The 12458-nt window shown below is 69.7% G+C and carries 11 protein-coding genes; 8 read left to right on the top strand and 3 right to left on the bottom strand.

The genetic code is table 11. The features are described 5' to 3' along the window. Positions 1-473: 473 nt before the first annotated feature. The gene (locus tag ACQP2E_RS07755) at positions 474-1505 is read right to left on the bottom strand and encodes a winged helix-turn-helix domain-containing protein (RefSeq protein WP_433829302.1); all 1032 of its coding nucleotides are present in this window, start codon (positions 1503-1505) and stop codon (positions 474-476) included. Positions 1506-1575: 70 nt separating this feature from the next. Between ACQP2E_RS07755 and ACQP2E_RS07750 the strand changes: the two genes are divergently transcribed. The 8 genes from ACQP2E_RS07750 to ACQP2E_RS07715 all read left to right on the top strand — a co-directional run bounded on the left by ACQP2E_RS07750 (position 1576) and on the right by ACQP2E_RS07715 (position 9842). Continuing rightward, the gene (locus ACQP2E_RS07750; protein ID WP_433829300.1) at positions 1576-2760 is read left to right on the top strand and encodes an MFS transporter; all 1185 of its coding nucleotides are present in this window, start codon (positions 1576-1578) and stop codon (positions 2758-2760) included. 15 nt (positions 2761-2775) lie between these two features. Then, positions 2776-3588 carry an SDR family NAD(P)-dependent oxidoreductase gene (locus ACQP2E_RS07745; RefSeq protein ID WP_433829298.1) on the top strand — a complete coding sequence of 271 codons (813 nt, stop codon included), beginning with the start codon at positions 2776-2778 and terminating at the stop codon, positions 3586-3588. A 3-nt stretch (positions 3589-3591) separates the two neighbouring features. After that, entirely contained in the window at positions 3592-4062 is a 471-nt protein-coding gene (locus ACQP2E_RS07740) for a YbaK/EbsC family protein (RefSeq protein WP_433829296.1), read from the top strand. A gap of 4 nt (positions 4063-4066) precedes the next feature. Continuing rightward, positions 4067-4741 carry a monooxygenase gene (locus tag ACQP2E_RS07735; protein ID WP_433829294.1) on the top strand — a complete coding sequence of 225 codons (675 nt, stop codon included), beginning with the start codon at positions 4067-4069 and terminating at the stop codon, positions 4739-4741. 3 nt (positions 4742-4744) lie between these two features. Further along, positions 4745-5299: a GNAT family N-acetyltransferase gene (locus tag ACQP2E_RS07730; protein ID WP_433829292.1), complete on the top strand. Its 555-nt coding sequence runs from the start codon at positions 4745-4747 to the stop codon at positions 5297-5299. Then, a complete protein-coding gene (locus ACQP2E_RS07725; RefSeq protein ID WP_433833826.1) occupies positions 5296-6060 on the top strand; it encodes a carotenoid biosynthesis protein in 765 nt (254 codons plus the stop codon). The genes ACQP2E_RS07730 and ACQP2E_RS07725 overlap by 4 nt, the downstream gene beginning before the upstream one ends. Next, complete coding sequence (locus ACQP2E_RS07720) at positions 6057-7265, top strand: glycosyltransferase (RefSeq protein WP_433829290.1); 1209 nt, start codon at positions 6057-6059, stop codon at positions 7263-7265. The genes ACQP2E_RS07725 and ACQP2E_RS07720 overlap by 4 nt, the downstream gene beginning before the upstream one ends. A gap of 1152 nt (positions 7266-8417) precedes the next feature. Beyond that, on the top strand, positions 8418-9842 hold the full coding sequence (locus tag ACQP2E_RS07715) for a phytoene desaturase family protein (protein WP_433829288.1): 1425 nt from the start codon (positions 8418-8420) through the stop codon (positions 9840-9842). Positions 9843-9858: 16 nt separating this feature from the next. Here the strand turns inward: ACQP2E_RS07715 and ACQP2E_RS07710 are convergent, their stop codons facing one another. After that, positions 9859-11574, bottom strand: coding sequence for a substrate-binding domain-containing protein (locus ACQP2E_RS07710; RefSeq protein WP_433829286.1), 1716 nt, complete (start codon positions 11572-11574; stop codon positions 9859-9861). A 119-nt stretch (positions 11575-11693) separates the two neighbouring features. Beyond that, the gene (locus tag ACQP2E_RS07705; protein WP_433829284.1) at positions 11694-12434 is read right to left on the bottom strand and encodes a class I SAM-dependent methyltransferase; all 741 of its coding nucleotides are present in this window, start codon (positions 12432-12434) and stop codon (positions 11694-11696) included. Positions 12435-12458: the final 24 nt, after the last annotated feature.

Below are 12458 nucleotides of genomic sequence, written 5' to 3'. Positions count from 1 at the left end.
CCGGCCTCGCCGGGCACCTGTGTTAGACCGGGAGCCGACCTGAGGCCGGGGGCCGTGGTGCTCGCCATGCTCGTTTCTCCTCGCCATTTCCGCAGCCGACGTGGTGGTCGAACCGATTGCTGCGGAGGAAGACGCAGCGGGTGGAACCAAGCGGTAACGCCGACCGGGTGCGAAGCTTCCCCACACCACACCCGGCCGGCACCGCCGGCGGGTCCGCCGCCCGCCACCGGGGGTCGGGGGCGGCGAGCGACGGCCTGCCATGTGCGGACCCGGGCCCGCGAAAACCCGGGTCTCACGTGCGGCACTTCGCGGGCGCCGCACCGGGAGGCGAGCCGCGAAACACGCTCCCGGGATCAGAACGAGCGCCCTTTCGAACATCCGTTCTAACTACAGCCGAGACTAGCACCCACCTCCGACAAAAACTCGCCCCGCCACCCACTTTTTCGAACGGATGATCGAATGAAGCGCGACGGTCAAGCCCGGCGAGCGGCCTCCACCACGACATCCCCGGCAGGCGTACGCGCGTAAAGAACGCTCCGCCCAGCCCGCCGCCGTAGCGCCAGCCCCGCCTCCAGCAGAACCTTCAGATGCCGCCCCACCGAACCCAGCCCCTGCCCGGTGATCGCCACCAGCTGAGTGGTGCTCTTCGGCGAATCCAGCTCCACCAGCACCCGAGCCCGCCCCGGGCCCAGCAGCCGCCCCAGCGCACCGGGCGAGGACGTGCCCGGAGAAGCGAGCAGCCCCGAACACCGATAGATCACCGCGGACCGCCGCTGCTCACCGGCAAAACCCCCCGACCTCCAGCTCCCGGCCACCCAGCCCCCGGACATGGTCACCGGCACGAACAGCAGGCGGTTCCCGGAGATGTCCTGCGGCGGGTAGTCGAGCGCGTTGATCTGCAACCGGCCCTCGCCGAGCCAGCGCATCCCGTCCCGCATCCGGTCCAGCGCGGCGGCCCAGCCGCCGAGGCTGAGCTGCCGGGTACGCGAGAGAATGTCCGCCTCGAGAATCCGGCTTCGACGAGCCCAGTCCGGTTCCACGGCCCGCTCCCACACCCAGGTCAGCAGGTCCGCCATCCGCTCGGCAAGATCGTCGCGTTCCAGCAGAGCAGCAAGCCGCGCGGCACCGGCGTTCCCCTCCGGCAGTGAGGACGACCGGCCCGCGGTGAACGCCATCGTCAGGTCCTGCCGCACCCGCGAAGGCGACGCCGAGCGGACGACCGAGACCTCCTCGGCGAAGCTCGTTTCGACAAGCGGCGGCGCCGGCGCCGCGAAATCGGCGATCCACCGCGGCCGCAGCACCGCGCCGGCCACAGCCGCGCCGATCGGGTCAGCGGCAAGCCGGGCCCGATAGGCCGCCCGGTGCGAGCGCAGGAACTCCGGCTCACCCGGATGCTCCGCGGTGTTCTTGTGCAGCCGCATCAGCCCGGCCGTCACCTCAGCCAGCGGCGACCGGACGAACCGGCTCCCAGCGAGCGTGTCAGCATCGATGTTCCACCAGCCCACAACAAGCAACCTTTCGCCGGCACGCGAAACATTAACCCCCGGACCCCCCACCCCCGAAGACTCACCAATCATGCAGACCTACCGCGACCTGTTCCGCAACCGCGAGTTCGCGGCCCTCTTCACCACCGCGTGCGCACAGAACGCCGCCGGCACGGTCACCGGTCTGGCGCTCGCCACCGAGGTCTATTCCCGTACCCGATCGCCGCTCTTCGCGGCCTTGAGCATGTTCGGACCGTCACTGGCGCAGCTGGCCGGCGCGACACTGCTTCTCTCCGCCGCGGACCGGTTGCCGCCGCGCGCCGCCATCAGCAGCCTCGCGCTGGTCACCGCGACGCTGGTCGGCGTGCTGTCCACCGGCCCGCCGATCTGGCTGATCTTCGTGGTGCTGCTGGGCATGGGTCTGGCCGGCTCGCTCGCCGGCGGTGTCCGGGGTGGGCTGCTCACCGAGATCGTGCCGCCGGACGCGTACGTTCTGGGCCGCTCGGCGCTGAACATCGCGACCGGGACCATGCAGATCGTGGGTTTCACCGTCGGCGGCCTGCTGGTCACGGTGCTCTCGCCGGGACAGACACTGCTGGTCGGCGCGGGTCTGCATCTCACGGCGTCCGCGGTGGCCCGGCTCGGCCTGTCCGGTCGCGCTCCGCGCGCCTCGGGACGGCCTTCGGTGGTGGCGACCTGGCGGGTCAACCGTCGCTTGTGGACAATTCCTTCGGTACGCCCGGTGTACCTCGGCCTCTGGATCCCGAACGGCCTGATCGTCGGCTGCGAGGCCCTTTTCGTCCCGTACTCGCCCACCGGCGCCGGGGTGCTTCTGGCGTCGGCGGCGGTCGGCATGCTCACCGGTGACGTGCTGGCCGGCCGGTTCCTGCCGCCGTCGTGGCGGGATCGTCTCGCGCCGTTTCTCCGGCTGCTTCTGGCCGTACCGTATCTGGCTCTTGCCTTTGATCCGCACCTGGCGATCGCGGCGGTGGCGGTGGTGATCGCGTCGATCGGTTACTGCTCCACGCTGCTGCTTCAGGAACGTCTGGTCGCTGTGGTGCCGGCCGACGCGCGAGGGCAGGCGCTGGGTCTGCACACGTCCGGCATGCTCACCATGCAGGCGGTCGGCGCGGCGCTGGCCGGTTCGGTCGCCGAGTTCACCACCCCGGCCGTCGCGATCGGGGTGATGTCGGCCGCCTCGATCATCGTGACCCTCTTACTCGCGCCCGCATTGGGTAGAGGGAGCAGGGAACATGCGACCATGTCAGCTGCGTGAAAGAGGAGGCCCACCTTGGGACGGACGATCGTGGTGACCGGCGCGAGCTCAGGTGTCGGGCTTGCGGCCGCCAAGCAGTTCGCCGCCCTGGGCGACGACGTCGTCCTGGTGGGACGTGACCCGCAGCGCCTGGCGAACGCGGTCGCCGAGGTACGCGAAGCCGGCAACGGACGCGAGCCGGGCCGGTACCGCGCCGACTTCGAATCGTTCGCCGAGGTACGCGCCCTCGCCGACCACCTGCTGACCAACCTGCCCCGCATCGACGTGCTGGCGAACAACGCCGGCGGGATGGTCGAGCATTACCGGAAGACCGCCGACGGGTACGAAGCGACCATCCAGGGCAACCACCTGTCGCCGTTCCTGCTCACCACCCTGCTGCGGGAACGGCTCCGCGACGCCCGCGTGGTGAACACCGCGTCCCGCGCGCACATGCAGGGCAAACCGGATCCGGACCGGCTGGCCGGCAATCCGGGAAAGTACAGCTCCTGGCAGGCGTACGGCGCGAGCAAGGCGGCGAACATCCTCTTCGCGTCCGAGGCGGCCCGCCGCTGGCCGGACATCACCAGCGTGTCGTTCCACCCCGGTGTGGTGCGCAGCAACTTCGGCGTGGGCCGGGTGACCCGGTTCTTCTACAAGTACGCACCTGGCCTCGTCACCCCGGAAAAAGCCGGCGCGCTGCTGGTCTGGCTCTCCACCGCACCCAAGGACGAGCTGGTCCAGGGCGGTTACTACGTCGACCGGGACAAACCGGCCACACCCGCCCCGCACGCCCGTGACGATTCGCTGGCTGCCAAGCTCTGGGAAGCCAGTGCCGAAGCGACGGGATGAACGATGCTGAACCACCCCAATGTGATCGCGGTCCGGGACGCCCTGGAGAACGCGGGCGCCACCGTGGAGATCACCATCCTGAACGAGGCCGTGCACACCGCCGCCCTCGCGGCCGCCGCGCTGAACATCGAGGTCGGCCAGATCGCCAACTCGCTGATCTTCGACGCGGACGGCGAGCCGCTGCTGGTGCTCACCTCGGGCGCGCACCGGGTCGACACGACACGGGTCGCGACGCTTCTCGACATCACGAAACTGCGCCGGGCCACCCCGGAATTCGTCCGGCTGCACACCGGCCAGGCGATCGGCGGTGTCGCGCCGCTCGGCCATCCGAAACCGATCCGCACGCTCATCGACGTCGACCTCGAGCAGTACCCCGAGGTGTGGGCGGCGGCGGGCGTACCGCAGTCGATCTTCCCGATCACGTACGCCGAGCTCGTCCGGGTGACAGCCGGTACACCGGCGACCGTCGCCTGAGACCATGCCCGACGACCTGGTCAGCCTGCACGTCTGGCGCATACCGCGCCGCTTCGTCGGTTCCGCCATGCTGCGCATGGCCTTCGGACGCCGTCATCGCCCCGGCGTCCGTTTCGCCAAATTCCTGGGTACGGGCACCGGCCTCACCTTCGGACCAGGAGACAGCGACCTGACCCGATGGGCGGCTATCTCGGTCAGCGACGGGCCGGTGCGGTTCCCCGGGTGGGACGCGATCGCTGTCGCACAGGTCCGGCTGGACCTGGAACCCCTGGTCAGCCGGGGCAAGTGGTCCGGCCGGGAACCGTTCCGGCCGACCGGCGCGAAATCCGGCGGACCGATCCTCGCGCTGACCCGGGCCCGGCTGCGGCCGGCCCGTGCACTCACCTTCTGGAACGCGATCCCCCCGGTGGTCCGGGAACTCGACGCGGCGCCCGGCCTGCTCGCCCGGTTCGGGATCGGGGAGGCGCCGATCGGCTGGCAGGGCACGGTCAGCGTGTGGCGCAGCGCCACGGACCTCACCGCGTTCGCGTACCGTCAGCCGGAGCACCGCGCCGCGATCGCCCGCACACCGGTTGACCGCTGGTACGCCGAGGAGCTTTTCGCCCGTTTCGCGGTGCGCCAGATCAGCGGCGACCGGTCCGTCCTGGGGTGGTCCGCCGCCGAGAGGGAGCGTACGTAAGCGATGAGGCTCGTTGCTTGGCAGCCGGACGACCTGCTGCGACGGCTCGACGACGTGGTCGCGGTGTACGGAGCGGCGATGGGCTACCGGCCCGAGCTGCTGCAGACCCGGCGTGGCTACATCGGCTCGCACGTACGCCGGCCAGGCTTCCGCGCCGTCGCCACCCTCACCCCCGAGGGTGGCGTCGCCGGTTTCGGGTACGGATACACCTCGGTGGCCGGCCAGTGGTGGCACGACCAGGTCAAGTCGGCCCTGCCCGAACCGGCCCGCGAGCACTGGCTCACCGACTGTTTCGAAGTGGTGGAACTGCACGTCCGCCCGGTCGCGCAGGGCCACGGCCTCGGCGCACGCCAGCTGCGCGCCCTGCTCGCCATGGCCAAGGGCAAGACCGTCCTGCTGTCCACACCGGAGGCCGACGAGCAGACGTCCCGGGCGTGGCGGCTGTACCGGCGGTTCGGTTTCACCGACGTGCTGCGCAACTTCTGGTTCCCCGGCGACGAGCGAGCCTTCGCAATCCTCGGACGGGAACTGCCGATCGTTGAGGACATGCCATCCTGAAAGCACGTTTTTCCTGGTGGTTACTGGGGACGCTGATCTTGGCCCAGATCTGCTACCCGCTCACCGGTGGTTCGGTGCGGGCCGGCCTGACCGTGGCCACAGTCCTGATCGGCGTGCTCCTGTCGGTGACACACGCCCTGTTGTCACGGGGTTTGCGGGCGGCCGCAGCCCTGGTCGGGACGGCGACGCTCGGTGGGTTCGCCGTGGAGGCGGTCGGGGTGGCCACCGGTTTTCCGTTCGGCACCTACGACTACTCCGGTGAGCTGGGGCCGAAGCTGCTCGGCGTACCGCTGATCATTCCGCTGGCCTGGACCTGGATGGCCTGGCCGGCGTGGCTCGCCGCGGTCCGGGTCACTCGTGGCCGGGCCGCGCGGATCGCTCTCGCGGCGGCCGGCCTCGCCACCTGGGACCTCTTCCTCGACCCGCAGATGGTGGCTGAGCAGTACTGGCGCTGGCATGATCCGGTGCCCGCCCTGCCCGGTGTCCCCGGCATCCCGGTCGGCAATTATCTGGGCTGGCTGGGGTTCGCCCTGGTCCTGATGGCAGCGTTGTCGGTGGCGTCGCAGGCCTCCGCGCCGAGCGCTGAGGACGCGCCGATGTACGCGTTGTGGCTCTGGACATATGCGTCGTCCGTCCTGGCCCACGCCGTGTTCCTGGGGTTGTGGGCGTCGGCGCTGTGGGGAGGCGTACTGATGGGCGCGGCGGTCCTGCCCCTTGCCCTGGCTCTTGCTCTACGGCGGAAACCGGTGCTGGTCGCGTGATCGGCTGGGTGCTGGTTGTCGCGTTGGTCCTGCTCACCGGGCACACCGCGGTCAACGCGCTGCTCCTGCGTCGCCCGCTGCGTGGGGCGACCACCGCTGAACGTGTCGCCGTGCTGCTGCCGTTGCGGGACGAGGCCGCTCGGGTCGGGCCGTGCCTGGAGTCGTTGCTGGCCCAGCGTGGCGTACCGAACCTGACGATCCACGTCCTTGATGACGGCTCCACCGACGGAACCTCGGATGTGGTCCGGAAGATCGCTGGTAATCGCGTTGTGCTGCACACCGGGGAGCCACTGCCGCCTGGCTGGCTCGGAAAGCCGAACGCCTGCCGTCAACTCGCCGACAAAGCAGGCGATGCGGACATTCTGGCCTTTGTCGACGCCGATGTCACACTGGAACCCGACGCGATCGCCGGCGCGGCCGAACTCCTGCGCCGGGCCGACGTGACATTGCTTTCGGCGTACCCTCGAATAGCGGGAGCGGGCCGCCTGGCCCAGCCACTGTTGCAGTGGTCCTGGCTCACTTTCCTCCCGCTGCGCGCCGTGGAACGCTCCCCGCGCCCGTCGCTCGCCGCCGCCGGTGGCCAATGGCTGATCCTGGACCGAGCCGGTTACCAGAAGGCCGGCGGCCACGCTGCCGTCCGCGACGACATCCTGGAAGACATCGGCCTGGCCCGCGCCGTGAAACGCTCCGGCGGCCGCATCACCCTCGCCGACGGCTCACGCCTGGCCACCTGCCGGATGTACAGCTCCTGGTCCGAGCTCACGGACGGCTACAGCAAGTCCCTGTGGTCGTCATTCGGCTCCGCCACCGGCGCGGCCACCGTCGTGGTCCTTCTCCTCCTTCTGTACGCCCTCCCGCCCCTGCTCCTGGCCACAGTCCTCCTAACCGGACTGCTCCCCACAGCCGACTCCCCCCTGCTCACGCCTGCACTGCTTCCCCTGCCTGCCCTGCTTCCCCTGCCTGCCCTGCTTCCCCTGCCTGCCCTGCTGGACGCGGCTCCTCTGCTGCTGGCCGCTGCTCCGTGGGCGATCGCCTACCTGCTCGGGGTGACCGGCCGCATGATCAGCGCGGCGGCAACGGGCGGCCGAATCTTCCCCGACCCGCTGCTGCACCCGGCCTCTGTCGCCACGTTCGCCTGGCTGGTAGCCCGCTCCTTCCACAGGAAACGCCGCCACCAGTTGTCCTGGCGAGGCCGCCCCGTCTGACCGAAGGCCGAACTCACCAGCTGTCAGCGCTGACCCTGCTGATCAATTCGCGAAGCCGACGACGATGTGCGGTTGCGCCACCGGCCCACCCAAAAGCAGACAAAGGCTGATTTGTCCGCCTCAACGAATAGGCCCGCCCGCCAAGAACAACTTCCGGTCCGCCGAGAACGGTTCCCGCGCCCGCCAAGACCGGTTCCCGCGCCCGCCAAGACCGATTCCCGCGCCCGCCGAGAACGGTTCCCGCGCCCGCCGAGAACGGCTTTTGCGCCCGCCCGAACAGGGTCCCCGGCCTCACGGACCGCACGAGCGGACTTTGGTGTGTTGACTTCGGGTCCAGTGTGTCGACTTAAGGTCCAGTGTGTTGATTAAGGGTGTAGTCCGCGCCCTATGCCGACGCGCACCCCACGAAACTCCTGGCGCGTGTTGACTTCAGGTTCGAATCGCACCCTAAATCAACACGCCCGGGAGGGGGCTGCGGTGGAGCTGCCCGGCTGAGCGGCGGTGCGCGGTTCACCAGCTAGCTGTTTCGTCGCTCTGCGTGTCGTGCCCGCGGGCATCATTGCCGATCTTGGAAACGGGGGTGCCTGGAGACCCCACCATGCTCCATACATCGATGCTCGGCCTGCCTGTCGTGACAGCGCGTAACATTCCGCAGCCAGAAGTTTCCAGGATCGCGGAGTAGACGGCTCAGATCACTTGGGGGACGCCGGCTACGGCTCGCCTGGGGATGCCAGCCTTTTTAGCCAGCTGGGGCGGCGGCACGCCCGCACTGGGCGGCCCCGCCGAAACTCGTAAGTTTGCGGCTGCGGCGACGGCGCAAACTCACAAGATCCGGGAAGAGCGCGAGCCGCCCGACAGCGCGCGAGCCACCCGAGCCACGCGAGCCACCCGAGCCACGCAAGCCACCCGAGCCACCCGAGCCACGCGAGCCACGCGAGCCACGCGAGCCACGCGAGCCACCCGAGCCACCCGAGCCACGCGAACCACCCGAGCGTGCGCGGGGCGCTTGGGGTGGGGGTGACGGAGGGCTGGGGCCGGCGGCGGGGTGCGCCGGCGGGAGGGCCCGCAGGTGGCGAGGACTGACGGGAGATTTGGTTGCGGTTGTGGGGGTGGTGGTGCGTACCGAAGAAAGAGAGGGCGGAAGATCAGAGGGTGAGTGATGTCGTGGTGATCGGTGCTGGGGTTGGCGGGTTGGTGGCGGCTGCGCGGCTGGCGGCGGCGGGGCATCGGGTGGTGGTGCACGAGCGCGCGGCGGAAGTCGGTGGGAAGCTGGCCGTTTTTGAGCGGGACGGGTTTCGGTTCGACACCGGGCCCAGCCTGCTCACGCTGCCGCAGGTATTCGATGATCTCGATCTGGATTTGCGGCCGGAGCCGCTTGATCCGGTGGTGCGGCATGTGTTCGCGGACCGGACCGTGCTTGATTCGTCGCCGGTGCACAGTGTTTTTCTGGAGCGGATCGCGGCGGCGATGGGTACGGCCGCGGCTGATGACTGGGATCGGTTCTGGGTTCGGGCGGCGCGGATCTGGGGGGCCTCGTGGGATTCGGTGCTGCGTCGTCCGGTGACCGCGGCGTCGCTGGCCCGGCTCTCCTGGCGGGTTGGTGATCTTGCGGCGATCGCGCCCGGCAGGTCGCTGCGGTCGCTCGGGCGCGGCTATCTCCGGGATCGACGGTTGCGGATGTTGCTGGACCGATATGCGACATATACCGGCACTGATCCGCGTCGCGCGCCTGCGGCGCTCGCGGCGATCCCCTACGCGGAACTCACGCACGGCGGGTGGTATCTGCCCGGCGGCCTGGGCACGCTCGCGGACTCGCTGCACGCTCGCTGCATTGATCTCGGGGTACGCGTAGAGCTCAGCTCGCCTGTCGCACGGATCTCGGCCGATCGGGCGGTTCGGGGGGTGACGCTGGAGTCCGGTGCGTTCGAGCGGGCCGACGTGGTGGTGTCCGATGTGGATGCGTCGGTGCTGTACCGGGATCTGCTACCGACCCCGGGGCGGCTGGCGGGGCTTGCCGATCGCAGTCTCGGCGGGTTCGTGCTGTTGCTCGGGGTACGCGGGGAGACGCCGTCGCTGGCGCATCACACGGTGTTCTTCCCGGCTGACTACGACGCCGAATTCGATGCGGTTTTCGGCTCGTCCTCGCGTCGGGCGCGCCCGGTGAACGACCCGGCGATCTTTGTTACCCGGGCCGCTGATCCGGCGGTGCGGCCGCCGGGGTGCGAAGCGTGGTTCGTCCTGGTCAATGCGGCTCGGCACGGGACGGCTTGGTCCGCTGTGGACTGGCGCCGGCCGGGGCTGGGTGAGGCTTACGGGCGGCATGTGCTGGATGTGCTGGCCGGGCGCGGGGTTGACGTACGGGGGCGGCTGGAGTTCATGGAGGTCCGGACACCTGCCGAGTTGGCGGGGTCACCGGACGGGTCGATCTACGGGAGTGCCGGTGGGTTGGTGCGGGCTTCCAACCGGGGGCCGGTTCGAGGGTTGTTCCTGGTGGGAGGATCGGCGCACCCGGGCGGAGGGTTGCCGATGGTGACCTTGTCAGCCCAGATCGTCGCGGAGGAGATCGGGGCCGCTTGAGCGGAGCGGCGGGTGGTCATGAGGTGGTGTGGGCTGCCAGGAAGGCCTTGGCCATCGCGGATGCCAGGTCGGCCGGGTTGCGGGCCGCTATCGCCTGGCCACCGGTCGCGCCGGCCATGCTGGTCAGCGACGCCATGTTGGCGTCCGGGCCGTAACCGACCGCGATGACCTGGACCGGCTTGGCGGGGTCCTGGCCGGCCTCCAGTTTCTGCAGGAAGGTGGCCTGTGGCATCGCGTACTTGGTGCCGCCGTCGGCGCCGTCGGTCAGCACCACCACGACCGTGGCGGTCTGTGGTTTCACCTGGCCCCGCATCGCTTCCACGCCGTCGAGGACAGCCTGGTAGAGCGGCGTCCCGGCGGCCTTCTCCGGTTTGTAGGCGCCGATGCCGGCCTGCAGCGCTTTCCGCCGGCTCTGGCCGTCGACGAGGCCGTTGATCGGGCCCAGCGGGACGACCTCGGTGTGTGCCGGGCCGTTGCGGGCGGCGGTGCCGAAGTACCACATGCCGATCGTGGTGTCGTCGCCGAAGAGCTCTGCCGCGTTCACCCCGGACTCACGCAGCAGCGACGCCTTGGTGCTGGTCCGGCCAGCCTTGTCGGTGACCGGCTCGTTCATCGAACCGGACGAGTCGATCAGCAGCAGCACCTGGAACGCGAGATCCCGGTACTGCGCCCACTGCTGGGCGGGACCGAGCAGCTTGCCTGCCGACTTCGGCAGGCGCAGCACGCCGGCGGTCGGTTCGGTACGGAAACCGGCCTCGACCACAGCCGGCTCGGTGATCGCCTCCCGCAGCTGGGCAGCGAGTTCCTTGTCGGCGCCCTTGCGTAGGGTGAACGGGTAGTCGGCCTCGACCCGCCCGTCCACCGGCGGGACACCGGCGAGCCGGACCACGTGCCGCTGCTCCTGGTACGCGGTGAGCTGCTGCTCCAGCACCGGGAAGACGCCGATGTCGTAGACCGCGGTGGTGGCGTCGGTGGCTTTGCCCATCCGTTCGAGCAGCTCGATCGGGTCGGCGCTCGCCTCCTCCAGCCGGCTGCGCAGAGTGAGTGCGCGCAGCTGGGCAATGCCGGTGTCCTTCGTGGTCCGGGCCGTTGCGGCGTGCACGGCGTGCACGCTGAGCAGGCCGGCGGTGGTCCGCAACGGGTCGGGCATGCTGATCGTCGGGAACTTGCTCTCGGTCGCTCCCTGGATCAGCCCGGTCCAGGCGGTCTGTCCGTCTTTCGCGTACAGACTGGTGATGCCCTCGGGGGCGGCGATCAGCACCGGCGAGTACGCGATCGGCTTGCCGGAGACCGTGTACGCCTTGTCGGCCGCCACGGTGAGCCAGGCGCTGCTGGACGGGATCCAGACGTCCGGTTTCTCCTTGCCGGCCGCGGTGACCCCGGGCTCCTCGGCGCGGACCACGACCGGCGGGCAGCGCAGCCCGGACGGGTTGAGAGTGGCGGCCGCCTCGCTGATCAGCGGCGCGATCTCCGGCGCGGCGGCGACGGTCAGCTCCGAGTCGGGGCAGGGCGCGACGCTCAGAGATGTGGCTGAGGGCGCCGGTGCAGCGGTCGGCGCCGCGTCCGGGGAGCGGTTGCCGTTGTTCATCAGCTGCCAGGTGAGACCGCCGGCGGCTGCCAGAACGGCGAGGACCAGTGCTGCCGCGAGAAGTGCCCGCCGGGGACGGTGCGGAGGTTCGCTCCACTCACCGGGACCGGCCGGAAGCTCCCTTGGCCACTCGTTGTCGGACATGCCACCTTACCCGTCGTTAACGTCGACATCGATGCGAGGCGGATACTAGTCCGGGATTCACGTTTCGCAATGCGATCACCGATATGTCGGCACACTTAATGATCATTTAAAAGAAAGCATCAATCGGCGGCTGCAATCACGATCAGCTCTCCGTCGAAGCTGAGGCCGACCGGTTCCCGGCCCCACCCGCCGTACATCTCGTCCACCCGGAACCCGGCTGCCTCAAGCGACCGCCGAAGCTCGTCCTCGGTGCGAAACCGCAGCGTAGCCGAGCTGGTGAGTTCCTCAGTACCGGAAAAGAGATAGTGATGCGTGAGTGAAACGACCCCGCCGGTCACGGCGCCGGCCTCGGTCCACGCCTCGACCACCTCACCACCGGCGAGCACGATGATCCGCCGGGATTCCTCCGGGTTCCACCGTTCCCATTCCTTCGCCGCCGGGTCTCTGCTGTCGAAGATCAGACGCCCGTCAGCGATCATGGAACGGCGTAACGCGCGGAGCAGCGCCGACCATTCTTGATCTTCAACGAAGAACTGCGCGACGTGCCCGGTCAGAAAGGCCGCGTCGTACGCGCGGACGCCGAGCGCCTCGACCGACCCCTCGACCCAGCGGACCCGGGCCGCGCCGGGTTTGCGGCGGGCCGCGTCCAGGGCTGGGCCGGCCGGGTCGATGCCGGTGACGTCATGACCGGCCTCGGCCATCGCGATCGCCAGCCGGCCGGTGCCGCAGCCGAAGTCGAGCACGCGCGGCGCGGAGTGCTCGGCGAGCACGGCCATGAAGAAATCGTCTTCCCAGCCCCAGGGGCATTCGGCGTCGTAGACCTCGACGAGCCGTGGATGCCGATATTCGCCATGCCACACACTCGGATGCTAAACGGCCGATAG

It is taken from the genome of Actinoplanes sp. CA-015351 (assembly GCF_050955685.1).
GTDB lineage: Bacteria > Actinomycetota > Actinomycetes > Mycobacteriales > Micromonosporaceae > Actinoplanes.
The sequence above is the reverse complement of the archived record's forward strand: the minus strand, read 5'-3'. Positions and strand labels throughout refer to the sequence as shown.

Bases quoted from the DNA above. Each gene is read 5' to 3' on its own strand.
- ACQP2E_RS07730 (WP_433829292.1), top strand. From the start codon at position 4,745: ATGAGGCTCGTTGCTTGGCAGCCGGACGACCTGCTGCGACGGCTCGAC.
- ACQP2E_RS07735 (WP_433829294.1), top strand. From the start codon at position 4,067: ATGCCCGACGACCTGGTCAGCCTGCACGTCTGGCGCATACCGCGCCGC.
- ACQP2E_RS07750 (WP_433829300.1), top strand. From the start codon at position 1,576: ATGCAGACCTACCGCGACCTGTTCCGCAACCGCGAGTTCGCGGCCCTC.
- ACQP2E_RS07710 (WP_433829286.1), bottom strand. From the start codon at position 11,574: ATGTCCGACAACGAGTGGCCAAGGGAGCTTCCGGCCGGTCCCGGTGAG.
- ACQP2E_RS07740 (WP_433829296.1), top strand. From the start codon at position 3,592: ATGCTGAACCACCCCAATGTGATCGCGGTCCGGGACGCCCTGGAGAAC.